The organism is Chryseotalea sp. (genome assembly GCF_057350905.1).
The window spans coordinates 83,805-109,652 of the sequence record NZ_JBMRCF010000003.1; the positions used below are offsets into that span (position 1 = coordinate 83,805).

The window sequence follows — 25,848 nt, forward strand, 5'->3', positions numbered from 1 at the left end:
TTGCGGTTTAAATAAATAAGAAACAGAAACTAACTCCGCGAGTTTCATCGTTCTCTGCGGTTAAATTAAATGAACTTAGACATTACACTACGCACCGAAATCCAACAAGCCATTCAGGCTGTTTTTGGTGTAGACACAGACCAGTTTCAGGTACAACCTACTAATGCCGAGTTTGAAGGTTCGCATACACTGGTGTGTTTTGCTTTAACCAAAATATCGAAGAAAAATCCTGAAGAAACGGCTAAAGCTCTTGGCGAATACTTAGTTGCCAATAGCCAGTTAGTTGCTACTTACAATGTTGTGAAGGGTTTCCTGAACCTCAGTTTAAAAGACAGTGTGTGGGTGGAGGTATTTACTTCTCTATTCTCGCAGGCTAATCTCGGTCAACTGCCTAAAAATGGTCAGGAGATCATGATTGAGTACTCCTCTCCTAACACAAACAAACCCTTACATTTGGGTCATCTGCGCAATAACTTTTTGGGTTGGAGTGTAGCCGAGATTTATAAGGCCTGCGGATATAAAGTTCACAAGGTGCAAATCATCAACGACCGGGGTATACACATTTGTAAATCCATGGCCGCCTGGAAACTTTATGGCAATGGTGAAACACCCAAGAGCTCAGGTATTAAGGGTGATCACCTGGTTGGAAAATACTACGTTGAGTTTAACAAAGTACTTACTGAACAAGTAAAAGAGTTAGAAGCCAAAGGCATCGCGAAGGAAGAGGCAGAGAAGCAAGCCCCCATTATGAAAGTAGCCATTGATATGCTACGCAAATGGGAGTACCGTGATGATGAAACATTGCAGCTTTGGAAGATGATGAACAGTTGGGTGTACGAAGGCTTTGATGCAACGTATAAAAAAATGGGTGTTGACTTTGATAAATTATACTATGAGTCAAACACTTTTTTACTGGGTAAAGAACAAGTGCTTACCGGACTAGAGCGTGGCGTTTTCTTTAAAAAAGAAGATGGTTCTGTATGGGTGGATCTTACCGGTGATGGGCTTGATCAGAAAGTACTTTTGCGTTCTGATGGCACCTCTGTGTACATGACGCAGGATATTGGTACCGCCATACTTCGTTTTCATGATTACCCGAATATTAACGGTCAGGTTTACACAGTAGGGAATGAACAAGAGTATCACTTCAAGGTATTGTTCCTGATCCTGCAAAAGTTAGGTTACGATTGGGCCAAGCGTTGCTACCATTTGTCGTATGGCATGGTCGATTTGCCAACAGGCAAAATGAAATCCAGAGAAGGCACAGTGGTGGATGCCGATGATTTGATTGACGAGATGGTGGCTGAAGCGAAGAAGCAAACCCTTGAGTTAGGCAAGACGGAAGGCATGAGCGATGATGAAGCGGGAGCGCTTTTTAATATGATTGGTCTGGGTGCCTTAAAGTTCTTTTTGTTAAAGGTGGATCCGAAGAAGAAAATGCTCTTCGATCCCAATGAGTCGATACAATTACAAGGCTTTACCGGCCCCTTCATTCAATATACACACGCACGTATCAAGGCCATTTTACGCAAAGCCGATAGCCTTGCTGTAAAAACGGAGGTTGCATCATTGAAAAGCATAACATCTTTAGAAACCAGTGAGAAAGCATTGGTGCAGTTGGTTTCAGCCTTCGAAAGCAAACTGAAAGAGGCAGCCAAAGATTATTCACCTGCTGTTATTGCCAATTATGTTTATGAATTGGCTAAAACGTATAATCAATTTTACCAGGCTATACCCATTTTTACCGAGAACGATCCTTCAAAATTGCAGTTCCGGATTGCACTTTCTAAAACAGTCGCAAACCTGATTAAGCGCAGCATGAAAATTCTTGGCATTGAGGTGCCTGAAAGAATGTAAGAGATTCTTTGTATCTTCAACTTATCTATGAGAGACCAGAACCCAAATCAGAACCAGAAAAAGAGCGGCAATGAAGCCAGACCAGCCAACCAAAAGCAAGGTGGTAATGGCAATAAACGTTTCAGGCATAACAAACCGCCCCGTAATTTTTGGAAGAGCCTGTTAACCAACAAAGGCTTCGATCTTTTAGTGTTGATAATAGGCATAACCATTGCCTTCGCTATTAACAATTGGATGACTGCCAAGGATGAACTGGCAGAAGAAAATTTTTACATTAATAACCTGGCGATTGATGTTGACAAGGACATTGCACGACTCACAGCAAGCCTTGCAGGACTTAAAGAAGATTATGAGGTGTTAATTCCTTACGTTGAAAAATTTGGAAGGGAATCTGTTGTGGGCGACTCATTAGCATCTGTAGTAGTGGCAATTTTATCTATTGATACTTTCGAAGGTGATAACCACACCTATTTATCCATGATCAGCACTACGAAACTTCCGGTCATCACCAATCCGGAGGTTAGGATAAAACTGGCAGAGTACTATCACTTTTACAAAACTATCGAGCGATTTGAGGATACATACAGTAATTCTTTGCTGGACATGAATAACTACTTTAGTCCTTCGATCAACTATACACTACGCAGTGTAGTCAATCGCTCCGTGTTATCATCAGTGCAGACTAAAAATAATTTATTGCTGGCCACATCTCATTTGGAAGATGGTATTGAGCGTTACCAGGAGGCATTGGTGCTTGCCCAGGACCTTAGAAAAAGTTTAGTGCCTGTTGAATGAACAATTGAGAGAGGGTAACTGTTTAAAAGAAAAACGACTATGAAATCCTTCCTTTTGTTTATGATGGCATTTTCCCTTTCGACTGGCAGCGTTTATGATTTTAAACTTCCCTCTATTGATGGTAAAGAAATTGATTTTGCTGCCTATAAGGGCAAAAATCTTTTAATAGTAAATGTGGCCTCTAAATGTGGTTACACTCCGCAGTACGAAGACCTTCAGGAGCTTCATGAAAAGTATGGTGATAAGATTACCATCCTCGGATTCCCAGCGAATAACTTTGGTGGACAGGAACCCGGAACAAATTTGCAGATAGCCGATTTTTGCAAAGCGAATTATGGTGTCACCTTTCAAATGTTCGAGAAAATATCAGTGAAGGGAAATGATCAACACCCTTTATACAAATTTCTGGAAGAGAAAACGGGAAAACAGCCCACTTGGAATTTCTGCAAATACTTAGTCAAAGCCGATGGCACTGTCAAGTTTTATGCATCTGGTGTTAATCCAATTGAAATTATTGAGGATTTGTAAGATGGGGATTGTTTCATTTTTATCAGAAAAATTATCGCGGGTTAAAAGCATCGGTAAACCAAAAAATTCAATTTTTGAATATTCGTTTACCACACTTTCGGGTAAGGAAGTTAAGTTGTCGGACTTTAAAGATGATAACCTGCTAATAGTGAACACGGCTTCCAAATGTGGTTTCACCTACCAGTATGAAGAGTTGCAGCGCCTGCACGAACAATATGGAAACAAAGTAAAGGTCTTGGGCTTTCCCGCGAATAATTTTCTTTGGCAGGAACCAGGTACCAATAACGACATAGCAGAATTCTGCCAGATAAACTATGGAGTTAGCTTCCCAATGGCACAAAAGGTATCCGTAAAGGGGAAAGCGAAGCACCCCATTTTTCAATGGCTTACAGGGATGACGGGCAAGGAACCATCGTGGAATTTTTGTAAGTACCTGGTGAAGAAAAATGGTGAGGTGATTTTCTATCCATCTAAAGTCAGCCCTTTGGACGCCAGCATTGTTTCTAAATTAGATTAATCAATTTTTTGAGTAACGCACTGCATCAAATCAAGCAACAACTACAAGCGCATTGTGTCGCTTACGCAGATGCAAGAATAGCAACAGCACGTGTGGCAATGGAAACGGCACAAGCCGCAGCGAATGCAGAAGAGAAGAGTAGTGCAGGCGATAAGTATGAAACTACCCGTGCGATGATGCAGATAGAGCGTGATAAGGCGGCTGAACAATTAGAAGAGGGATTGAAATTAAAGCGTGTTGCTGAAAGTATTATTGCGCAAGTTAATAACACACGAATCGGACTTGGTAGTTTAGTGTTAACAGATTCAGTTCATTTCTATGTTGCGGTCAGCGCAGGTAAAGTAGAGATCGGAGACCAATCCTTTTTAACGGTTTCGGCACAGGCGCCCATTGCGCTCACCCTATTTAAATTAAAACAAGGCGATACTTTTATGTTTAATAAACAGCAACTGAGTATCCGAGAAATAGCATGAGAAAATAGTAAAAGACATATCTTGCAATAGAATTAATAGTAAAAAAATGAAAGCCTGGTTACACGCCTTCCGATTAAGAACACTCCCTTTAGCAATATCCTGTATAGGTATGGGCAGTTTTTTAGCGGCAGCAGAAGGCTTCTTTCGTTTCGATATTTTTCTTTTGTCAGTACTCACAACTATCTTTTTGCAGATTTTATCGAACCTCGCCAATGACTATGGGGATGCCGTAAGCGGCATTGACAGTGAAGAACGCAAGGGGCCTAAGCGCGCTGTACAAAGTGGAGCTATCAGTAAAGCACAAATGCGTAAAGCAATGGTGTTGTTTGTATTACTTTCATTAGCAAGTGGTATTACCTTGTTGCTGGTATCCTTCGGTTTAAATTGGTCAGCACTTCTATTCTTCTTTGGTCTGGGTTTACTCAGTATTGTGGCTGCCATTGCCTACACAGTTGGTAAACGTCCTTATGGTTATGTAGGACTGGGGGATATCTCTGTATTGATATTCTTTGGCATCGTGGGTGTAGGCGGTTCTTACTACTTATTCACACAAACGATTAACCTGATGGTGTTGCTGCCTGCTTTGAGCTGTGGATTGTTTTCAATAGGAGTATTGAACATCAATAATATCAGAGATATTGAATCAGATCAAAAAGCAGGTAAATATTCTATACCGGTACGCATCGGTAAACAGAATGCCGCGATTTACCATGTGGCCATTAGTATGGTTGGCTTATTGAGTGCAGTAGTTTTTGTTGTACTCAATTATGTAGCAGTTTGGCAATTACTATTTTTACTTACATCACCATTTTTATATTCCATTAATGTTGCAGTATTGAATAAACCTTCAGATCAGCTTGATCCTTATTTAAAGAAAATGGCCATCAGCACTTTATTGTTTGTACTGTTATTTGGCATCGGTTTATTGGTTTCCTAGTGATGCTATCTTTTTAAGAATAAAATCCTTCTCCGCTTTTGTATTCGCCAGTACACAGGCCTTTACGAAACTCTCTTCTGCTTCTTTTTTTCGTTGGAGCTTTGAAAGCCACTCACCTTTTGTAGTGTAGAAGAAATGATTTTTGCTAAACATACCGCTTGTTTCAAGTCTTTGTAAATCATCTAAGCTTTCTTCGTATCCATAACATTCGGCCTTCACAATAGCATGCTGAAACTCGAGTAGGGGGAGGGGCTTTAATGTCAATAGTGATTTGTATAGCTCATCAATTTGCTTCCAATTGGTTAGTTCGTAGCTAGGAGCAATTGAGTATTCATATGCAATAGCTGCTTCAATATGATAAGAGGATATGGACGCTCCGGAAGCAGCTTGTTTTAGAAAATATTGACCTTGCAAAATCAAATCTTTATTCCATTTGGTTCTATCCTGATCTTTTAATGCCAAGAGTGCCCCGTTTTCATCGATACGCTGATATAAGCGTGCTGCATGAAAACACATAAGTGCCAGAAGTGCTTTGGTGGATGGTGTATCGGTGCTTGCATTAGAGCGCAATAAATTTCCGAGTCGTAATGCCTCCTCTACTAAATCATCTCTGATAATGCCAGCAACATGTGTGGCATGATACCCTTCGTTAAAAAGAAGATAGATGGCAGTGAGTACATTCTCTAAACGATCGGGAAGTTCTTTTTCGGCAGGTAGATCGAAAGTAATTTTCTCTTCTCTGAATTTTTCGCGTCCTCTGAAAAGTCTTTTGCTAATAGTTTCTTCATTGGTTAAAAAAGCTGAAGCAATTTCGGCAATACTAAAGCCACACAATGTTTTAAGAATTAGCGCAACTTGTGTTTCTTCAGCAAGCGAGGGATGGCAACAGACAAACATCATGCGAAGTTGTTCGTCCTCAATATTATTTTCTTTAACAACCTCCTGAAGGGTTGCTGCCGCTGTGTACTCAGATGTAAGTAAGGGTGTAAGCTGCGCTGCAAACGCCTTCTGGTGTTTTTGTCTGCGGATGAGGTCAAGGGCTTTGTTACGCGCTACGGTGAATAACCAGGCAGATGGATTATGCGGAACACCCTTGAGCTTCCAGGTCTCCAGTGCTTTTAATAAAGTGTCTTGTACTACATCTTCTACCAGTGTTAAATTATGTGTACCAAATGTTTTGGTCAGTGAAGCAATAAGCTTACCGTATTCACGCCTGAATAAATGATTAAGATTACTATGAACAATTTTTTCCAAGACTTGATCCTACATTTCTCCACTGAATATTATTCACAATTATTATAATACGTGGCATCACGAACAATTAAATTGTCTTTAAGTGTCAGTATGCAGCTAATAGGTAGTTTGAATGTAATGCTATCCCCGGATGAGCCGGTAGAGATAAACTCTACAGCGACTTTATCTTCTTTTGCGAAAATAGTGACTACTTCATCTTTTATATCAGGAAACATAGCTTCCATGTCTGCATACTTGCCAGCAGTTTCGGAGCGTAACTGGTGTACATATTCTGCACCCAATGCCGGATCTAAAAACAAAGCACTGTCAGCGTAATGCTCACTCATGGCTTTCCAGTCGTGTCGGTTAAAAGCGTTAAACATACTGCGCACATGGGCAATATTTTTTTCTTCCTGACTTTGGGTAGAGGAGGTGCAGGCTGTTATAGCCCACACCATCAATAGTAATATTGTTCTCATGTTGGTTTTTACTGATCCATTTTCATGATCTCTCGAATTTCGACAGTACCATCATCTGCATTCAACTGCGGACAATCTTTAGACAGGGCGACCGCTTCATCATAATTTTCTGCTTTAATGATTACATAGCCACCCACTACGTCTTTACCTTCTACAAATGGACCGTCAGTAACTTTCTTTTTTGTGCCATGAATAACCTTTCCTTCCGGGAAGAGTGGTTCTCCTCCGACCAACTTGTTTTGTGAGGCTAATTTATTCATCCAAACATTCCACAGCGCCATTTCAGCCTGCATCTGTTCTGGAGATTGGTTTACAAATTGCTCCTGACTTTGAGGAGAGTTGCGGAAAACGAGCATGAAATCTTTCATAATTTTTTGCGTTAAGTGTTTATTGTTTTATGGCACTATGACGATCAGTATGGAGGAATATGGACATGTCTGTGAAAATATTTTTTTAATTTACTGAAAGCTTATCAAACCTGAAGTAAAATGGACGTTTTCTGGCTTATACTTGGAATTATACTCGTACTGGCAGGCTTGGTGGGCTGTCTTTTGCCCTTGTTACCGGGGCCACCGCTCACTTATGCTGGACTTTTAGTTTTACAATTAAGAGAGATATCGCCCTTTTCTACAAAGTTTCTGCTCATCTGGGCTGGAGTAGTGGTGATCGTGACTATCCTGGATTATGTTATACCCATCTACGGAACTAAGAAATTTGGTGGGAGCAACTCAGGTGTCTGGGGTTGCACGCTGGGTTTATTGGCAGGCTTCTGGTTAGGGCCTTTGGGTATTATTATCGGACCATTTGTGGGTGCTTTTATAGGCGAATGGATAGCAGTACAAAACACTGACAAAGCACTACGCGCAGCCATCGGTTCTTTCTTAGGCTTTTTAACAGGCACTTTATTGAAACTTGTTGTCTGTGGTATAATGACCTACTACTTTATTATAAGTCTTTGGTAGTGATGGTCCAACGCAGGTATAGTTTTATTTGCTGACAAACTCTGCGACTACTTCATCGCCCTTTAATAAAAGCAAATGATCTGAGTCGAACTTGTAAGCGCTCACACCACTGAGTGTACTTAAAAAAGCAGCCTCTTTATTTTTACCCATGCACATCATACGGGTTGTGGCAAGCGGTAAAAAATTAAGCAAACCTGTTTCATCTGCTTTATAAGTTCCGGTCAGTCTGTTGCAACCGCTATAACCACTTACCTTTTGTGCAAAGGCTTCGAAATTAAGTTCGGGTAATTCCCTGGCATAGTCTTCTGCGTTGGCAACCTCTCCGTTAAGACTTAGCAATTGCCAGGTACCAGAAAGTTGATAGGCAGGATTAATGAACTCCCCGCATCCTGATTCAAGCTTGCCATTGTTAAAATTGATTTCAACAGCATAGTCACTATATGAACCTGTCATATTATTGATACAGCCTACAGGAGAAAATTTAACAAACAATTGTTTTTCTCCTTCACTGATCTGTAGTTGTGTAATGTTGCCGTCCAGTACAGGTGAAGACGTTTTGCTAACAATGCTATCGCTCTCCAACGTGGTAAAGCGAAGTATTCCATTAAAATCAATTTCTAAATTCCAGTAGGGTTCATTGCCGCGTGCAATAAAATCGATACCGGCTTTTACTTCATTGCTTCTGTCTTTCTTTCCTTCGGGTTCCCCTTTATCTAAGCGATAGTAATTTGCCAACGCACCCTTTATGCGCTTTCCATCCTGGTTTAGCATAATTAATCCATTGTTTTCGTGCAAGTAATGTTGTTGTTTGCCATGCGCAGTGGTAACCAGCACAGAATCGTTCTGAATATTCCATTGGCCCATGTCAAAAAAAGCACGACTGCTTTTGCCTAAGTATTTCGATGATTTAATAAAAGTAATGGAATCGATGAATTCAATTTTTGTATAGATGCCTTCGCAATCGGCACAGGGTGTTACGCCTGTGTAAGCGCCCATTACTTTTTGCGCAGTAATAGGTTCTCGCTTTTCTTTTTTGCCCTGGGTGGAACATGCAGCTAATAACATAAAAAGGCAGACGAATTTTCTCATGGCTCCGGATTTAATACTATAAGATAATGAATTTTTACCGGAGACAAAAGCTTGTGAGGTTCACTTCTTAAACATGAAATAAACGGCCAGAATCAGCAGTACAAAGGCGATTAAATGGTTGAAACGGAATGTTTCTGTTTTGAAAAAAACAAGGGAGAAGATAACGAAAACGCTGAGCGTAATTACTTCCTGAATAACTTTTAGCTGGACCAACGAAAAGGGCCCACCATTCTCTTTAAAGCCCAACCGGTTTGCCGGTACCTGAAGTATGTACTCAAACAAAGCAATGCCCCAACTGATGAGAATGATGCTGATCAGTCCAAGGCTCTCGCTCCACTTCATGTCTTTAAATTTTAAATGACCGTACCAGGCGAGGGTCATAAAGGCATTGGAGAGCGTGAGGAGGATGATGGTGTAGAGGGCTTTCATTGGAGACTTAAGTGTTAAGACAAAAGTAGCTAGACATAAGACATAAGACGTAAGACGTAAGAAGTGAGACGTTAGTAATTTGGTGTAATTGGTATAAAAATTCAGGAGGAATATGTGAAGTCCAACACAATGTGCTAGGAAGCAACTATCTTCTACCTCCCTACTTAAGTCCTATGTCTTATTACTAACGTCTAACGTCTCACTACGTCTATTTCACCAATTTCTTATACTTAATCCTATGCGGTTGTTCGTCACCCAAACGCTTGCGTCTATTTTCTTCATATTCGCTAAAGGTGCCTTCATACCAGAATACTTGTGAGTCGCCTTCGAAAGCGAGGATGTGTGTACATACACGATCAAGGAACCAGCGGTCGTGAGAAATGATAACAGCACAACCACCGAAGTTTTCCAAACCTTCTTCCAATGCACGCAGTGTGTTTACATCCAAATCGTTGGTAGGCTCATCTAGTAACAATAAGTTGCCACCTTGTTTCAAGGCAATAGCTAAGTGTACACGGTTACGCATACCGCCAGAAAGTTCTTTTACTTTTTTCTGCTGATCGTTACCTCCGAAATTGAATTTACCAACATAAGCGCGCGCATTCATTTCTTTGCCACCAATCATGATCAGGTCGTTGCCACCTGTAATGGCCTGGAATACTGTTTCTTCAGGCTTTAAATCATCGTGCTCCTGATCTACATAAGCAATCTGTACAGTCTCACCGACTTTAAAGGTTCCGGCATCTGGTTTTTCTTTACCGGTAATCATTTTGAATAAGGTGGTTTTACCAGCACCGTTAGGGCCAATGATGCCTACAATACCTGCAGGGGGTAGCGTGAAATTCAGATTCTCATACAAGAGCTTGTCTCCGTACGCTTTGGCAACACCATGTGCTTCAATCACGACATTACCCAAGCGCGGACCTGGTGGTATGTAAAGCTCCAGTTTTTCTTCTTTCTCGCGGCCCTCTTGTCCAAGTAACTTCTCGTAGTTATTCAAACGCGCTTTACCTTTTGCCTGACGTCCTTTCGGATTCATGCGCACCCACTCCAATTCTCTCTCCAATGCTTTCTGACGCTTGCTTTCAGATTTCTCTTCTTGTGCCAATCGCTTCTGCTTCTGATCTAACCATGAAGAATAATTTCCTTTCCATGGAATACCCTCTCCGCGATCCAATTCAAGAATCCATCCTGCTACATTATCCAGGAAGTAACGATCGTGGGTAACTGCGATGACAGTGCCCTTATATTGTTTTAAATGTTGTTCTAACCAATAAACAGATTCAGCATCCAAGTGGTTGGTAGGTTCATCCAGCAAAAGCACATCAGGTTCTTGCAACAACAGGCGGCATAAAGCCACACGTCTTTTCTCTCCACCCGATAAGTGTTCTATGGAAGCATCTGGTGGCGGACAACGCAAGGCGTCCATGGCACGCTCCAGTTTATTGTCTAATTCCCAGGCGCCAATGGCGTCCAGCTTTTCCTGTACCTCTCCCTGGCGGGTAATCAGTTTATCCATGGCATCAGGGTTTTCCATGATGTCCGGATCAGCAAATTTTTCATTGATGGTTTCGAACTCCTTCAAGAGATCCATGATGGGCTGAACACCTTCCTCAACGATTTGCTTAACTGTTTTGCTTTTGTCGAGTTGTGGCTCCTGCTCTAGCAAACCCACACTAAAACTTAAGTCTGAAACAACCTCGCCCTGAAATTCTTTATCGATACCGGCAATAATGCGCAATAATGATGATTTACCAGACCCGTTTAAACCGAGTACGCCAATTTTGGCACCGTAAAAGAAGGAGAGGTAGATATTTTTTAAGACCTGTTTTTGTGGAGGGTAAATTTTATTCACCCCGGTCATCGAGAAGATTATTTTTTCGTCAGCCATGATCAGTTTTCAAATAAGAAGGCAAATATGGGAAAAAGTAGGTGACAGTCGACAGTTTGTAGACCGAAGCCCAATAATTAAGTGCGATTAATCTGAAACTTTAGGTTACAAAAAGCGGTTTTAAAGCATTGAAATCAACTTTTTGTCAAGCGGTCGATAGTTAATAGATGACAGGCCTGGCAAGTAGTTTGTTTCTATCAGATTAATTCTATTTTTGCGGAAAATTAAAGGCTTATACTATGTACTGGACTCTCGAACTTGCCTCCTACCTGGAAGATGCGCCTTGGCCGGCTACTAAAGAAGAGTTGATTGACTATGCCATCCGTACGGGAGCTCCCCTGGAGGTAGTTGAGAACTTGCAAGAGTTGGAAGACGATGGTCAACCTTTTGAAAGTATTGAGGAGATCTGGCCGGATTACCCGACCAAAGAGGATTTCTTCTTTAATGAAGATGAATATTGATTCGGTGATAAGCTAATGCGTTGATTCGTTCATTATTTAAATCATATTTTGAAGATGGCCTCCTGATGGGAGGCTTTTTCTTTTTCAGCCACTAGCTTCGAGCCTCTAGCTTGCTTAAAGTCTTATGTCTAACATCTTACGTCTAGTCTCGAGCATCCATCAACGCCTTCGCCACCACCAGGTCTTCTGGAGTGGTTATCTTAATGTTCTCGTAGCTGCCTTCAAATAGTGAAATAACATGACCAGCGCGTTCTGCTACACTGGCATCGTCAGTCAGGCTGGCATCTTCTTTACCCTCGTAGGCTTGCTTGATCAAATTGGTTTTGAAGGTTTGCGGTGTCTGTATTAAACGGAAGCGTGAACGATCCATGGCTTTGGTATTGTCCTGATCGGTCATACGAATGGACTCTTTTAAACGCACAGCGGCTACGGCAGAATCATGCACCGCAGCCAGCCGGTAGGAGGCGCCAATGATGTCTTCACTTACCAAAGGTCTTACACCATCATGAATTGCCACCAGGCCTTCACCTTCAATCAGACTCAAACCATTTTTTACAGATTGAAAACGTGAATCGCCACCTTTTTGAAGTTTGATGTTTTTTTTAAAATTATGTTTAAGGCACAGTTCTTCCCATAGCTGAAAGTCATCCTCTGGCAATACAAGAATAACTTCAGTATTCTCATTATATCGATAAAAGGCGTTGATGGTATGCATGAGTACGGGTAAACCATTCAGTGCTAAAAACTGCTTAGGCAATTTGGTTTTCATGCGTGTGCCTTTGCCACCGGCCACAATAAGTGCGTATTCTTTTAAATTCATATTTTTACTAAAATATCAATTGCTATGGTTATACTTCGTTTTTTAGTGCTTCTTTTTAATGTTGTGGTTATAACCTTGCTGGTTTACAACATGATTCAATTATACAAAAGGGACATGCCCGCTGCCAAAAAGCGCGTAATCTGGTTTGCCGGAGGTGTACTATTGATCGTGCCCTTAGCCATCATTTTCAGAATCATTCCCTTTTCAATGGTTTACCTCTTAGTTTACCCGGTAGCCGTTTCATTCTTCATTTATCTGATCAGAGAAGAAAAGATTATGTAAATGTTTAAAATGAGAGAAGCCATTTCATTGAAATGGCTTCTCTACTTCTTTACTTCACTATTCTAAATCCTGAATTCTATTTTCTCATTCTGAATTCTGGAGTTTAAATGATCAGCATCGCATCGCCATATGTAAGGAATTTATATTTTTCCTTCTTGGCTACGTTATAGGCCTCCATGGTTAATTCAAAACCACCGAAGGCTGCGGTCATCATCAATAAAGTTGATTCGGGCTGGTGAAAGTTCGTTACCATGGCATTACAGATTTTGAAATCGTAAGGCGGGAAGATGAAACGATCAGTCCATCCATCGCGTGGTTTCAAACGATTTGTAGCCGATACAGATGATTCTAATGCCCGCATGGTGGTAGTGCCAATAGCACAAACGCGATTTTTATTGTCAAGGGCTTTGTTAACAGCATTCACTGTTTCTTCACCTACAATAAAATTCTCAGAATCCATCTTGTGTTTAGTCAGGTCCTCTACGTCTACCTGACGGAAAGTACCCAAGCCAATGTGCAGGGTAATGTACGACATGTCTACACCTTTCAATTGCAAACGCTTTACCAACTGGCGTGTAAAGTGCATGCCAGCAGTAGGGGCAGATACAGCGCCTTTGTGCTTTGCGAAAATTGTCTGAAAGCGTTCCTTGTCTTCAGGTTTGATTTTACGTTTGATGTACTTAGGAAGAGGTGTTTCGCCTAAAGTTTCAATTACCTTATCGAAATCGGCAGAAGTGCCATCAAATAAAAAGCGAATGGTTCTTCCGCGTGATGTTGTGTTGTCGATGACTTCGGCCACTAAATCGCCATTGCCAAAATACAACTTATTGCCTACGCGTATTTTACGTGCAGGGTCCACCAACACATCCCAGAGGTGCATATCGGCATTCAGTTCGCGCAACAGAAAAACTTCAATTTTAGCACCTGTTTTTTCTTTACGGCCATACAGTCGCGCAGGAAAAACCATGGTGTCGTTGGCAATCATCATGTCACCATCATCGAAATAATTAACAATGTCTTTGAAAACCTTATGTTCAATTTTACCGCTGTCGCGATGTACTACCATTAAACGCGACTCATCGCGGTTATCGGCAGGTTCCATGGCAATCAGGTTTTGGGGCAGTTCGAATTTGAATTCGGATAACTTCATAGCTTACGGGCTAACATTTAATGCTTTTTTGCAGGCCTCATCCTGCAAAACCTTGTTAGGAAGGTTCCGCCATATAAGGGCGGATTTTAGCGGTTTACAATAGTTTTAAGGGCGCAAAAATAAGGTCACTTTAAGCGATTGGTGCTCGCAAAGGCAAATTTTTGTAACAAAAAAGGTCAAAAGGCAGTCATAGCCGTAATTTTAGTGCTTAGCCTCCGACATACTGCTTATGTTTTTAGTACGCCAAATTCTTGAAAGCTTCAGGTTTGCCATTACTGCTCTCAAATCTAATCTTTTACGTACCATTCTGTCGCTCCTGGGAGTTACAGTGGGTATTTTCGCCATTATAGCCGTGCTAACCATGGTTGATTCCCTCGAGAAAAATATCAAGGACAGCCTTAACTTCCTTGGAAGCAGTGTGATCTATGTTGAAAAATGGCCTTTTAATACCGATCCTGACTTTGCCTGGTGGGAGTATCTGAGAAGACCCAATGCCTCTTACAACGAATATCGTTTTCTTCAATCAACATTGAAGCATCAAAGTTCCATTGCCATATTTGCCGGTCGTGGAGGTCAGTTGGTGAGGCGCAAGAGCAATACCATTGGTGGTATCAGGTTGGTGGGTGGTAGTGAAGGATATGATGGCATTTTTGAAGTAAATATTGAGAGGGGGCGTTATTTCATACCAGAAGAATTAGTGGCAGGTAGAAATGTAGTGGTAATTGGTTATGAAGTAGCCAACGGATTATTTCCCAACGGAGAAGACCCCATTGGCCAATCGGTTAAGATTAAAAATTTACAATACGTTGTAATAGGTGTTACTAAAAAAGAGGGCGAAAGCTTTATGGGTTTCACCAGTAACGATTACACCACAATTATTCCTTACAACAACTTCAGAAGGTTGTACCTGACAGGCACGGGAAGCTATAACGAAATCGGATCGAGAATAGGCATTAAAGGTTTTGAAAGCGACATTGGCTTGGTTGAATTAGAAAATGAAACCAGGGGTTTGTTAAGATCTAAACGCGGTTTGAAACCAAGAGATAAAGATACTTTTGTAATGAACAGACCTGAAGCACTTGCCAATGCCATCGGGAGTTTATTTGATGTAGTAGGTTTGGCTGGCTGGGTAATTGGTGGCTTCTCTATTTTGGTTGGCGGTTTTGGTATTGCCAACATTATGTTCGTGTCTGTGAAAGAACGAACCAGTATTATAGGCTTGCAAAAATCCTTGGGTGCGAAAAATTATTTTATACTTTTTCAATTCTTATTCGAAGCGGTGTTTCTCAGCCTGATCGGAGGCTTGGGCGGGTTATTTCTCGTGTGGCTAATTACTTTTATACCGATGGGTAGCTTAGAGGTTGTATTAACGGTGAAAAACATAGTGCTGGGTTTGGGTGTGTCTACAGTAATCGGTTTAGTGTCGGGCATTGTACCTGCAGCCATGGCTTCGCGTTTAGATCCGGTAGCAGCGATTCGTTCAACTTAATGGTTGATTGTTGATCGTTATTTGTTGCTGGTTGATCGTTGTTGGATGACCTTTAGTAGTTATTTGAAATTAATACGAACAACCAATAACGACCCACCAACAACAAATATGTTTATTGCTTAATTTGAGTTTGAAATTTTACAAAACCTATGTTCTTAGTCCGTCAGATTTTTGAAAGTTTTCGATTCGCAGTTAACGCCCTGAAATCGAACTTACTCAGAACCATACTCTCGCTGCTGGGAGTTACTGTAGGAATTTTTGCAATCATAGCTGTGTTAACCATTGTTGACTCGCTGGAGAAAAATATTAAAGACAGCTTTGACTTTTTGGGCACGGGCGTTGTGTATGTAGATAAGTGGCCATACACTGCAGATAACAACGGAGAATACAAGTGGTGGGATTTCTGGCGTAGGCCAAACCCCAGCTACAACGAATACAAATTTCTTCAGGCTAATTTAAAAAATGCAGATGCGATTGCCATCCTTGCCAGAAAAGGTAACATGGTTATCAGAAGAAAAAGCAGCAGCATTGGTCAGATCATGCTGGTAGGCGGAAGTGAAGGTTACGATAAAATATTTGAAGTAAATATTGACAATGGACGATACTTTACTTTAGACGAACTGGAGGGTGGAAGAAATGTAGTGGTGATGGGGCATGAAGTTGCCAAGGCACTTTTTCCAAATAACGAAAACCCTATTGGACAAGAAGTGAAAATAAAGAACCTGAAATACATTGTAATAGGTGTAGTAAAAAAAGAAGGCGAGAGTTTTATAGGCACACCCAGTAATGATTATGCATGTGTAATCCCCTATAAAGCGTTCAGAGGTTTATACCAAACAGGTACAGGTCGCTGGAATGAAACTGGATCGAGCATTGGTATTAAAGGAAAAGAAACGGATATAGGTTTAGTTGAATTAGAAAATGAAATGCGTGGCTACTTGCGCGGGCGCAGAGGGTTGAAGCCAACAGAGAAAGACAACTTCGCACTTAATCGCCCGGAGGCCATTGCCAATGTAATCGGTAGTTTGTTTGATGTTGTTGGATTGGCCGGTTGGGTAATTGGTGGCTTCTCTATTTTAGTAGGTGGTTTTGGTATTGCCAACATCATGTTTGTTTCTGTGAAAGAACGCACCAGTATTATTGGCTTGCAAAAATCATTAGGCGCCAAAAATTATTTTATACTCTTTCAGTTTTTATTCGAGGCTGTGTTTCTGAGTTTAATAGGTGGACTTGCTGGTTTGTTTCTGGTATGGCTAATCACCTTTATTCCTATGGGTAGTTTAGAGGTAGTACTCACCATTAAGAATATCGTACTTGGTTTGGGTGTGTCTACTGTAATCGGTTTGGTGTCAGGTATAGTACCTGCAGCCATGGCAGCACGGTTAGATCCTGTGGCGGCAATACGTTCTAACTAGATTATAGACATAAGTAGAAATACGTAAGTAATAAGATAGAATCTTATGATTCTTTAGTCTTACTACTTACGTCTTTTGTCTTAAGTCTCGAAGGAACTATTCTTTCTCCTCAGCCAATACCGGCTTGCCACTATCTTTGGCAACCATCACCAGATCTTTAATCTTTTTCTCCAGTTCCTCAGAAAGTTCCGGATTATCTTCAATCAATTGCTTAACAGAATCACGACCCTGACCCAGTTTGTTGCCATTGTAAGAGAACCATGAACCTGATTTTTGAATTACATTTAACTCAACACCCAGGTCAACAATCTCACCTACTTTGGAAATACCTTTTCCATACATGATATCGAACTCAACCACTTTGAAAGGAGGCGCTACTTTGTTTTTCACCACTTTCACCTTTGTACGGTTTCCATTAATATCATCACCATCTTTAATCTGTCCTATTCTACGGATGTCAAGACGTACTGAAGCGTAAAACTTTAAAGCATTACCCCCTGTCGTTGTCTCAGGGTTACCGAACATCACACCGATTTTCTCGCGTAACTGGTTGATGAAAATACAAGAGCATCCCGTTTTAGCAATGGTACCTGTCAGTTTACGCAAGGCTTGCGACATTAAACGTGCCTGTAAGCCCATTTTGCTTTCACCCATTTCACCTTCCAATTCGCCTTTAGGTACAAGGGCTGCAACCGAGTCGATAACGATGATGTCGATTGCACCAGAACGAATCAAGTGATCGGCAATTTCTAAAGCCTGCTCACCATTGTCAGGCTGAGAAATCAAGAGGTTCTCTGTGTCGATGCCCAGTTTCTCGGCATAGGACTTATCAAAGGCATGTTCAGCGTCAATAAACGCAGCCAAACCACCCTTCTTTTGTGCTTCAGCAATCATGTGCATGGTAAGCGTTGTCTTACCAGACGATTCCGGGCCATATATTTCGATTACCCTGCCTCTTGGAATACCACCAATCCCCAAGGCTATATCCAAACCTAAAGACCCTGTTGAAATCGCAGGAATATCTACTACGCGCTCATCGCTAAGTTTCATAATGGTACCCTTACCATAAGTCTTCTCCAGTTTATCGATCGTCAGTTGAAGGGCCTTTAATTTTTCTTTTGCGTCACTCATATATCTATTATTTATTCATTACAATTTAGTTAGGTCAAAGTACGCGACTGGGCGGCTAATTAAAAAGCCCCAAAAGCGCTTGCGACATCAATTGTCGTTTTATTTGTAGGATGTCCGTCAGTTTTGAGGCTTAGACGGTAAACAGCGACCCAAACAAAATATGAGTTGGTTTTTTCCTTTGCTACCGGGCATCTTATCGAGGGCTGTGTCTCAAATGCGTCCTTTCACTATATTCGCAATCCATGAGATACCTGCTTTTTTGTTTAGTATTCCTTTCAGGCTTTTCAGTTAAAGCTCAATTGGATAACACGACTTTTGATCAAAAGTTAGTACTCGATCCCCAGGATTCTAATCGCGTTTACGCGGGTATCCGCCTTTTGGCCTTCGGTAAAAACAACGAATACTTCGAAACCACCTACAGTGGCTATACTCTGTTTGGATATCAATTAAACCCCTTTGCCTATTATCAGGTAGGCAGTAAAGTCAGGCTGGATGTCGGAGCTTACCTGCAGCAGGATTTTGGCAACGATCGTCTCTCCACTTTTGTGCCCACGCTTTCACTTAAATTTAAGCACAGAAGTTTCTCCGCAACCATTGGCACCCTTGAGGGTAGTTTGCATCATCAACTGGTAGAGCCGCTCTACGACTTCGAAAATGTGTTGAATAAGCGCATTGAAAATGGATTACAATTTTTAATTGAGCAAGAAGGACTTTTTGTAGATGCCTGGGTAAACTGGGAGAAGATGATCTACTTTAACGACCCCGATCAGGAAAGATTTGTTGCGGGATTATCGTTAAATAAAGAATTGCTAAGCAAAAATGATTGGTCGCTTTCCATTCCCGTTCAGGCAACCGTGCGTCATGCCGGTGGTCAGATCGATAGTAATCCGCAACCACTTACCTCTGTATTAGCTTCAGCCAGCGGCTTTACCGTTAATAAAAACACTAATGGTTTTGTAAGAGCCTTTGGTTTAAAATCTTACTTTCTTACCTATAAAAGTTTAACCAGTCGCATAGTTCCTTATAAAGATGGTAATGGGATCTACATCAACCCCTATGTACAAACAACTATTGGGTTAAGTGTAATGGGCAGTTATTGGTATGGCAATGAATTTTTAAGCAATGATGGTGGCCAGATTTATCCCGTTACAACGGAACGCTATCCGTATTTAGTGCAGCCGGCACGTATACTCTACATGCTGCGTATTATGTATGAGAAGAAACTCACCAGAGGTCTTAGTCTTACGGCACGTGTAGAACCATTTTACGATACCTATACCAGTAACATTCAATACGGATACGGTTTTTATTTCAATTTCACCGATCGCTTTTTTCTAGGCCATGCAAAAGAAAAATAGAATAGGCAGAAAGATATTTTTATTTAGTGCTGGTATTTTGTTGGTGCTCTTCGCTATCTATCATGAGTTGGTGGTATATGGTGTACGCCAGGGAATAGGCCAGGCAAAAATACTTTGGTATGCCAAACCGGTGGAGGATTTTATCGCTGATCCCTATTATCCGGACTCATTAAAACAAAAACTTTTATTGATAGGAGAGATCAGACGCTTTGCTATCGACTCACTGGGACTTAACGATACGGATGTTTATAAAAAAATGTACGACCAGCAAGGCAAACCCATCATGTGGGTGGTGCAAGCTTGTGAGCCCTTTGCCTTGCAATCTGTAAAATGGACTTTCCCACTTATCGGTGCGGTGCCGTACAAAGGTTTCTTTAAACAAGAGCTGGCGCTGGCACTACGCGATGAATTGAAAGCAGCAGGTAAAGATGTGATGGTTCGTAATCCTGGTGGCTGGTCTACGTTGGGGTGGTTCAATGATCCTATATTGAGCAATATGCTTAAACGAAGTGAGGGTGATCTTGCCAGCCTGATCATTCATGAGATGGTACACACCACTATGTTTATTAAAGACAGTATCGACTTTAATGAGAACCTGGCCAATTTTATTGGTGATGCAGGCGCATTGGAGTTTGTACGGTATAAGTTTGGCAAAGAAAGTAAACAGTATTTTGAATATTTATATGAAGACGATGACTACACCTTGTTTGCCGAACACATGCTGCGTGGAACCAAATTATTGGATAGTTTGTATGCTACTTTTGAAGCAAAGCAAAGCATGGACGAAAAGAAACGATTGAAAGAAGAAGCCATTCTGAAGGTTGTGATGAGATTAGACACGCTCTCCCTTAAACTTGTTGAAAAGCCTTCAGCACGTTTTGTTAATCGTTTGCCTAATAATGCTTACTTCATGTCTTTTGTGCAATATGAAGCTAAACAGAATTATTTTGAAAGAGAATGTGAAGCCAGGTTTAACAACGATTTGAAGAAATACCTTGAATACCTGAAAGGGAAATATGCATCTGATTGATGTTTAGGGCTTTTGTCCATAATTAAGGAATTGTTAAGAAAAGACTTCGTATTTTTAAATAGCGTACTACTCCCTACTTTTGAACTTTAACTGAAATACCATGCCCACAAAGCCCACACATAAAGTCTTGGTTGTAGATGATGAGGAACCAATCCTGGAGTTGCTCAAGTATAACTTAGAAAAAGGGGGCTATGATGTAAAAACGGCCAGCGATGGCATGAAAGCCGTTGAAATTGCCAAGCGTTTTCTTCCAGATCTCGTTTTGTTAGACATTATGATGCCTAAGATGGATGGTGTTGAAACCTGCAGACAGATAAAGGGCATACCAGAATTGGAAAAAACCTTTGTGGTATTTCTCACAGCCAGATCAGAGGAATATTCAGAGGTAGCTGCTTTTGATGTAGGGGCAGATGACTATATCACCAAGCCTATTAAGCCGCGCGCACTCATGAGCCGCATCAGCGCGCTGTTTAGAAGAGATACTAAAAAAGAAGCGCCATCCAGTCAGATTTCAATTGGCGAGCTAACCATAGACCGAACCAGCTACACCATTAAAATCCGCAATAAAGAAATTAACCTGCCTAAAAAGGAATTTGAATTACTCTATTTCCTGGCACAAAACCCCAATAAAGTATTTAGTCGTGAAGACTTACTACAAAACATCTGGGGTTCGGATGTTTACGTATTGGCCAGAACGGTGGATGTACACATCAGAAAAGTGAGAGAAAAAATTGGGGAAGACTTTATCACTACCGTTAAAGGCGTGGGCTATAAGTTTAGCCTGAACTAATGTGTCGATTAGATTATGTGCTGATGTGTTGATTAAACTGAGTAAATAATCTCACTATAAAAATCGAATAATTTATATAATGATTTCGGATTTTAGAAACTCGCCCATAAATCGCCACATTAGCAAATCAATATATTAGCACATCAACATGGTTTATAGTTCGCGTGTACTAGCCCTTTTGCTCGCCTTTTGTATTTCGCTGATTACAACCTTATTCCTGTCTCTTTTTAAGGGCATTGAAACAAGTGCACTCTTGGTTTCAGCTTTCATCAGTTTATCAGTTTCTTACTTACTTACTTTTGTGGTGTTAGAGTTTTTGATTTTTCGCGAAGTCAATAAAATTTATAAACTGGTAGGTAAACTCAAAAAGAAAGAATTGGGTGGTTTGGGAAAACAGAAATCGGGAACATTAAATCCACTGCAAAGCATTAACGAAGAGATTTTTTCCTTTGCAGAGCTAAAGCAAAAAGAAATTGATGAACTGAGAAAACTGGAAGCCTTCAGAAAAGAATTTATTGCAGATGTATCGCATGAATTAAAGACGCCCATTTTTGCAGCACAGGGTTTTGTACATACTTTATTAGATGGGGCAGTCAACGATAAAAATGTACGCACTAAATTTTTAAAGAAAGCAGCCAAAAGTCTCGATGGATTGGATGCGCTCGTGCAAGACTTGCTTACCCTTTCGCACATTGAAACGGGTCAGATTAAAATGCACTTCGAAACCATTGATATGGTAAAGCTGACGGAAGAAGTGATAGAGCAGTTTGAGGAAAAAGCAGAAGAACGAAAAATAAAATTGCGCATTGACGGACATCCGCATAAAGTAATCGCTTATGCCGACTGGCAGCGCATCAGTCAGGTAATGACAAACCTGATCTCTAATGCCATTAAGCACTCTAATGAGGAGGCTGAAGTACTGATTAGTTTTGAGGTGACAAAGAAAAATGTAATCACCAGCGTGCGCGATCATGGAGAAGGCATAGCCCAGGAACATCTGGTACGCATCTTCGAACGTTTTTACCGAGTAGATAAAAGTCGCAGTCGCGAGAAAGGCGGAACCGGTTTAGGTCTGGCCATTGTCAAGCACATCTTAGAGAATCACAAAAGCAAACCCGAAGTAGAAAGCGTAATCGGCAAAGGCTCCGTATTCAGTTTCAGGCTTCCGCGTGCAAAGCCAGAGGAGGATTGATATTTAATTTAAGATTTAAGATTTGAAATCTTAAATTTTGTCTTCGAGTATAACGCAATCTTTTTATACTTTCTAGTCCTTTAGCAACATCACATCAGAGATTAATCTTTTTCATACAACAATTGGACTAAAATTGATATAGTCGGCAAGGTCACAAGCCTTAGCTTTCTGAGATCAATATCTAAATCCCCGGTAAGGATTACATAATCCATTTGTATGAAAATAAGTATACTAACATTTTTCTTGTTTGCATTTGTTTGTGCAAACTTACGGGCTCAATGGCCATCAAATAGAAACTTCCCTATTAATGTAGCATCAAGCTCCCAGAGTGAACTTGTTCAGCAAACTTTAAGCGATGGTTTAGGGGGCGTTTATGTGATTTGGCAGAGAACAATAACACCTGGAGGTGGTTATGATCTTTATGCAGCACACTACAATAGTGATGGCACTTTTGTATTCAGCACTACTGTTTATAGTTCACCTGACCCTAGTGATAGTGAATGGTTGGCAGGCGTGGTACTTGATGAAACAAATGGAATTATTGTTGTTTGGTCAGATCAAAGAATCAATACGAATTGCACGGGTGGTTGCACAAAAGAATTTTACGGTCAAAGAATTTCTTTTGAAGGCGTGAAGCAATGGCCACAAGATGGATTATTATTGATAGGCGGGCTTACGGATCCTAATCATACAGGACTCGAGCAGGCAAAAGTACTGAAGGGCAATGGCGAAGACTTTTACTTGGTTTGGGAGGAGATCGGTATATGTCCTCCCTGCAACGATGGAGGATGCCCTTGTCCAAACACAACAAACCGAATCATGGCACAAAAATTTGATCAAGATGGTGTTGCGCTATGGAACGAGTCAAAGCTAGTATACTCCTCAACAGGTATATCTCAGGAATTTAATTTTGATGCAAAATACGATATCGAAACAGATAGGTTTTTTGTAGTATGGCAGGATTCAAGGGCAAATACTCATTGGTACTTTCTGGCAGGTATTACATACTCAGGAGCAATAGAAAATTATGACCTATACATACAAGCGATTAGCGGCTCAACAGGAAATCAACAATGGGATGAAAATGGTGTGATGGTTAATAATGTGATAGACAATAGTCTTAACTATGATCGATTGTTAAACCCTAAACTCGCATTTGACCAAAATGGTGTTGTAATTACTTGGGTGGACTATCGAGAGGAGTCAGAATGGTGGGGTTATGCGGGGCAAAAATCAATTTATGGTACGCGTCTCAACAAGATAACCGGCACACGTTATGGCAGCTGGCCCGCTGAGGGAAAAATGTTGTCATCGGTTTTACTTGAGGATCTTTATTATTCCGCATTATATCAGCATGAATACCCTGTATATTATGATCTCAAGGAACTTCCAGGCAATACCTACTTACTCGTGTATCCAGGTGAAGAGAATCAATTGTTGGCGCAGAAATTCAATACTTCAGGAACTTTTCAATGGGGACAAGGCACAGTTCTTAGTACGGACGCAACTCAGTTTAATGGTTTTCCACAAATAATTGAAAATGGACAAGAACCTTTAATTGGTTGGAGTAAGAACGGGCTAACAATCGAAGGCCCTCAACAAGGCAGTACTTATTTTCATTACACATCCATTATTCTGGTACAGAAGTTAAATCAGAATGGCGAACCGCAATGGCAAAACCCCGCGCAAATAACTAATTTGATCAATCAACAGGTTCATTTTGAACTTGCAAGCGATGGCAATGGCGGAGCACATATTGCCTGGAGTGAATTTGCATCGGGTAATACCAATGCTAATGCAAAGCTGACATCATTATCAAACAATGGTAAATTCAAAGGGGGGCTTACAATATCAGTTGATTCCTATATAGGTGCAAAGGGTGAAATAGTTTCTATACCCGTGAGGGTTCGGGACTTCGAAGACATACTAACATTGCAAACATCTTTTCAATGGAATCCCGACATCGTGTCGTTTATAGAGGTTGCTGATTTTGGTTTAGCAGGACTTACTCAAAATTCTTTTGGGCTCACAAACACTACTTTAGGTAGTTTATCTTTTTCATGGGATGATCCTACTGCAGAAGGTCAGGCACTTGATCAGAATGTGGTACTTTTTACAATAAAGTTTCAATTGGTGGGTTCGCCTGGAGAAGGAACAGAGGTTCTCATTACAGATCAACCGCTGACAATTGAAGCATATTATGAAACAGATTTTCAAGAAGCTCCTGTCAACACAGTTCATGGTTATATAGAGATTGACTCGTATCAGTTAAATCTTAAAGCGCATTATTTAGAGGGTAATCAGATCGGCCAGACTGCGCATGGTATTCCGGCAGTAGATTTTTATCTGGACGCTGATTTATATGGAACAACAGATGAATTGGGAGAACTCGCCATTCAAGCATGGCCTACCGAGATTGGTGTTGTTCAGTTATTAAGGCCATCAAAGACAGATTTAAGTAAAACGGGAGTAGATGTTGCAGATATTCTAATAACCAGAGATCATTTATTAGGAAACACATCGTTTGACTCGCCATACAAAATGTTCGCTGCAGATGTCGATGGAAATGGAGTTATATCCACAATAGATATTGCGCATATTCGAGCCTATATTCTCGCAAAACAAAACAGCTTTAATGGTAAAAACTGGATATTCGTTAACGATTATCAGTTTTATGACGCAAGTCAAAAGTACAATATTGCAGTAAGTCCCTTTACTTACCTCGATCATTTCGCACTAGATTATCAGACACTTAATATTAATGAGCTATTGACACCAGGCGCTATAAAATTTACAGGTGTTAAGCTTGGTGATGTTGACGCTTCATGGGTCGATGATGAGGGTGGAAGAACAAACACTTCATCAGTCGAACTCACAGCAGTGTACAATCAGGCTACAACCTTGGGAGAGGAGTTGGAGGTTTTATTTCAATCACCTTCAATAAATGATTTGGCTGGTATACAGTTTACCCTGCAATGGGATCCTGAAATTTGGCAATATCAAAACATAGAGGCAACTGGTTTAACTTTAATACTGAATGAAGATAGGATAAATGAAGGTTACCTCTCCTTGCTATGGTATAGTAATGATGCCAGTCAATCCATTTCCTTTGAAGAAGGTGCTTCACTTTTTAAAATGAAATTTTTGCCCTTAGCGTTAAATGGTACTATTGAAATGAATTCTGATATGACCAATGCTAAGGCCTACGACAAAGTGCTTTCATCCTATGATCTTTCACTCAAGAATGTTGCGTTAGAGCAATCACCTAATGAGTTGGGAGTTTATCCAAATCCGGTGCAACATAAGCTTAGTGTGAACTTTATTGTTACTGAAGCAAGTTCTGTCAAATTCACAATTAATAATAGTGTAGGGGGAATTGCACAACAGGAAGTGAAGCAATTTAACAAAGGATTTCATTCCCATGATTTGAATGTTACAAATCTGGCGGATGGTATTTATCTGCTTACAATCGATGTTGGTGAGAAGCGGATGAAGACAGTACGAATAGTTAAGCATTAAAAATTCCCAACTCTTTTATTA

At 40.7% G+C, this 25,848-nt stretch carries 25 protein-coding genes; 16 read left to right on the forward strand and 9 right to left on the reverse strand.

The genetic code is table 11. From position 1 onward, the window contains the following. Positions 1-69: 69 nt before the first annotated feature. Genes argS through ACO1XM_RS06155 form a run of 6 tightly spaced genes read left to right on the forward strand, consistent with a single transcriptional unit; the run spans position 70 to position 5,107 of the window. Positions 70-1,857, forward strand: coding sequence for an arginine--tRNA ligase (gene argS, locus ACO1XM_RS06130; protein WP_486226918.1), 1,788 nt, complete (start codon positions 70-72; stop codon positions 1,855-1,857). Between the two features lie 27 nt (positions 1,858-1,884). Further along, positions 1,885-2,652 carry a hypothetical protein gene (locus ACO1XM_RS06135; RefSeq protein WP_486226920.1) on the forward strand — a complete coding sequence of 256 codons (768 nt, stop codon included), beginning with the start codon at positions 1,885-1,887 and terminating at the stop codon, positions 2,650-2,652. A 39-nt stretch (positions 2,653-2,691) separates the two neighbouring features. Then, positions 2,692-3,180 (forward strand): glutathione peroxidase, encoded by a 489-nt coding sequence (locus ACO1XM_RS06140; protein WP_486226922.1) that lies wholly within the window; start codon positions 2,692-2,694, stop codon positions 3,178-3,180. 1 nt (position 3,181) lies between these two features. Continuing rightward, a complete protein-coding gene (locus ACO1XM_RS06145) occupies positions 3,182-3,697 on the forward strand; it encodes a glutathione peroxidase (protein WP_486226924.1) in 516 nt (171 codons plus the stop codon). 8 nt (positions 3,698-3,705) lie between these two features. Continuing rightward, entirely contained in the window at positions 3,706-4,170 is a 465-nt protein-coding gene (locus ACO1XM_RS06150) for a 3-oxoacyl-ACP synthase (RefSeq protein WP_486226926.1), read from the forward strand. A gap of 46 nt (positions 4,171-4,216) precedes the next feature. Next, positions 4,217-5,107 carry a 1,4-dihydroxy-2-naphthoate polyprenyltransferase gene (locus ACO1XM_RS06155; RefSeq protein ID WP_486226928.1) on the forward strand — a complete coding sequence of 297 codons (891 nt, stop codon included), beginning with the start codon at positions 4,217-4,219 and terminating at the stop codon, positions 5,105-5,107. On the opposite strand, the gene ACO1XM_RS06160 is transcribed toward ACO1XM_RS06155, so the two are convergent. From ACO1XM_RS06160 to ACO1XM_RS06170, 3 genes are read right to left on the reverse strand one after another with little or no spacing between them, the layout of a single operon-like run. Then, positions 5,093-6,361 (reverse strand): RNA polymerase sigma factor, encoded by a 1,269-nt coding sequence (locus tag ACO1XM_RS06160; RefSeq protein ID WP_486226930.1) that lies wholly within the window; start codon positions 6,359-6,361, stop codon positions 5,093-5,095. The genes ACO1XM_RS06155 and ACO1XM_RS06160 overlap by 15 nt on opposite strands. A gap of 29 nt (positions 6,362-6,390) precedes the next feature. Continuing rightward, positions 6,391-6,819: a nuclear transport factor 2 family protein gene (locus tag ACO1XM_RS06165; protein ID WP_486226932.1), complete on the reverse strand. Its 429-nt coding sequence runs from the start codon at positions 6,817-6,819 to the stop codon at positions 6,391-6,393. 8 nt (positions 6,820-6,827) lie between these two features. Continuing rightward, entirely contained in the window at positions 6,828-7,187 is a 360-nt protein-coding gene (locus tag ACO1XM_RS06170; protein ID WP_486226934.1) for a YciI family protein, read from the reverse strand. A 120-nt stretch (positions 7,188-7,307) separates the two neighbouring features. On the opposite strand from ACO1XM_RS06170, the gene ACO1XM_RS06175 reads away from it, so the two are divergent. Further along, positions 7,308-7,781 (forward strand): DUF456 domain-containing protein, encoded by a 474-nt coding sequence (locus ACO1XM_RS06175; RefSeq protein WP_486226936.1) that lies wholly within the window; start codon positions 7,308-7,310, stop codon positions 7,779-7,781. A gap of 24 nt (positions 7,782-7,805) precedes the next feature. Here ACO1XM_RS06175 and ACO1XM_RS06180 read toward each other — a convergent pair whose 3' ends face one another. From ACO1XM_RS06180 to ettA, 3 genes are all read right to left on the reverse strand, one after another. After that, entirely contained in the window at positions 7,806-8,870 is a 1,065-nt protein-coding gene (locus tag ACO1XM_RS06180) for a copper resistance protein NlpE N-terminal domain-containing protein (protein WP_486226938.1), read from the reverse strand. A 60-nt stretch (positions 8,871-8,930) separates the two neighbouring features. Next, the gene (locus tag ACO1XM_RS06185; RefSeq protein WP_486226940.1) at positions 8,931-9,299 is read right to left on the reverse strand and encodes a DMT family protein; all 369 of its coding nucleotides are present in this window, start codon (positions 9,297-9,299) and stop codon (positions 8,931-8,933) included. 208 nt (positions 9,300-9,507) lie between these two features. Further along, positions 9,508-11,190: an energy-dependent translational throttle protein EttA gene (gene ettA / locus ACO1XM_RS06190; protein ID WP_486226942.1), complete on the reverse strand. Its 1,683-nt coding sequence runs from the start codon at positions 11,188-11,190 to the stop codon at positions 9,508-9,510. A gap of 239 nt (positions 11,191-11,429) precedes the next feature. On the opposite strand from ettA, the gene ACO1XM_RS06195 reads away from it, so the two are divergent. Then, positions 11,430-11,651 carry a DUF2795 domain-containing protein gene (locus ACO1XM_RS06195; RefSeq protein WP_127122931.1) on the forward strand — a complete coding sequence of 74 codons (222 nt, stop codon included), beginning with the start codon at positions 11,430-11,432 and terminating at the stop codon, positions 11,649-11,651. Positions 11,652-11,793: 142 nt separating this feature from the next. Here the strand turns inward: ACO1XM_RS06195 and ACO1XM_RS06200 are convergent, their stop codons facing one another. Then, entirely contained in the window at positions 11,794-12,471 is a 678-nt protein-coding gene (locus ACO1XM_RS06200; protein WP_486226944.1) for a 2-C-methyl-D-erythritol 4-phosphate cytidylyltransferase, read from the reverse strand. Between the two features lie 24 nt (positions 12,472-12,495). Between ACO1XM_RS06200 and ACO1XM_RS06205 the strand changes: the two genes are divergently transcribed. Beyond that, positions 12,496-12,753, forward strand: coding sequence for a hypothetical protein (locus ACO1XM_RS06205; protein WP_486226946.1), 258 nt, complete (start codon positions 12,496-12,498; stop codon positions 12,751-12,753). A gap of 103 nt (positions 12,754-12,856) precedes the next feature. On the opposite strand, the gene queA is transcribed toward ACO1XM_RS06205, so the two are convergent. Then, complete coding sequence (gene queA / locus ACO1XM_RS06210; protein ID WP_486226948.1) at positions 12,857-13,903, reverse strand: tRNA preQ1(34) S-adenosylmethionine ribosyltransferase-isomerase QueA; 1,047 nt, start codon at positions 13,901-13,903, stop codon at positions 12,857-12,859. Positions 13,904-14,132: 229 nt separating this feature from the next. Between queA and ACO1XM_RS06215 the strand changes: the two genes are divergently transcribed. Together ACO1XM_RS06215 and ACO1XM_RS06220 are read left to right on the forward strand one after the other, a co-directional pair. Beyond that, the gene (locus ACO1XM_RS06215) at positions 14,133-15,392 is read left to right on the forward strand and encodes an ABC transporter permease (protein ID WP_486226950.1); all 1,260 of its coding nucleotides are present in this window, start codon (positions 14,133-14,135) and stop codon (positions 15,390-15,392) included. 149 nt (positions 15,393-15,541) lie between these two features. Continuing rightward, on the forward strand, positions 15,542-16,807 hold the full coding sequence (locus ACO1XM_RS06220; protein ID WP_486226952.1) for an ABC transporter permease: 1,266 nt from the start codon (positions 15,542-15,544) through the stop codon (positions 16,805-16,807). 96 nt (positions 16,808-16,903) lie between these two features. On the opposite strand, the gene recA is transcribed toward ACO1XM_RS06220, so the two are convergent. Then, a complete protein-coding gene (gene recA / locus ACO1XM_RS06225; protein ID WP_486226954.1) occupies positions 16,904-17,938 on the reverse strand; it encodes a recombinase RecA in 1,035 nt (344 codons plus the stop codon). A 242-nt stretch (positions 17,939-18,180) separates the two neighbouring features. On the opposite strand from recA, the gene ACO1XM_RS06230 reads away from it, so the two are divergent. From ACO1XM_RS06230 to ACO1XM_RS06250, 5 genes are all read left to right on the forward strand, one after another. Further along, the gene (locus ACO1XM_RS06230; RefSeq protein WP_486226956.1) at positions 18,181-19,296 is read left to right on the forward strand and encodes a hypothetical protein; all 1,116 of its coding nucleotides are present in this window, start codon (positions 18,181-18,183) and stop codon (positions 19,294-19,296) included. After that, positions 19,280-20,326 carry an aminopeptidase gene (locus ACO1XM_RS06235; RefSeq protein WP_486226959.1) on the forward strand — a complete coding sequence of 349 codons (1,047 nt, stop codon included), beginning with the start codon at positions 19,280-19,282 and terminating at the stop codon, positions 20,324-20,326. Before ACO1XM_RS06230 ends, ACO1XM_RS06235 begins: the two co-directional genes overlap by 17 nt. A 100-nt stretch (positions 20,327-20,426) precedes the next feature. Beyond that, the gene (locus ACO1XM_RS06240) at positions 20,427-21,116 is read left to right on the forward strand and encodes a response regulator (RefSeq protein ID WP_486226961.1); all 690 of its coding nucleotides are present in this window, start codon (positions 20,427-20,429) and stop codon (positions 21,114-21,116) included. A 148-nt stretch (positions 21,117-21,264) separates the two neighbouring features. Further along, complete coding sequence (locus ACO1XM_RS06245; protein WP_486226963.1) at positions 21,265-22,308, forward strand: sensor histidine kinase; 1,044 nt, start codon at positions 21,265-21,267, stop codon at positions 22,306-22,308. Between the two features lie 216 nt (positions 22,309-22,524). Beyond that, complete coding sequence (locus ACO1XM_RS06250; RefSeq protein WP_486226965.1) at positions 22,525-25,827, forward strand: cohesin domain-containing protein; 3,303 nt, start codon at positions 22,525-22,527, stop codon at positions 25,825-25,827. The last annotated feature ends 21 nt before the right edge of the window (positions 25,828-25,848 follow it).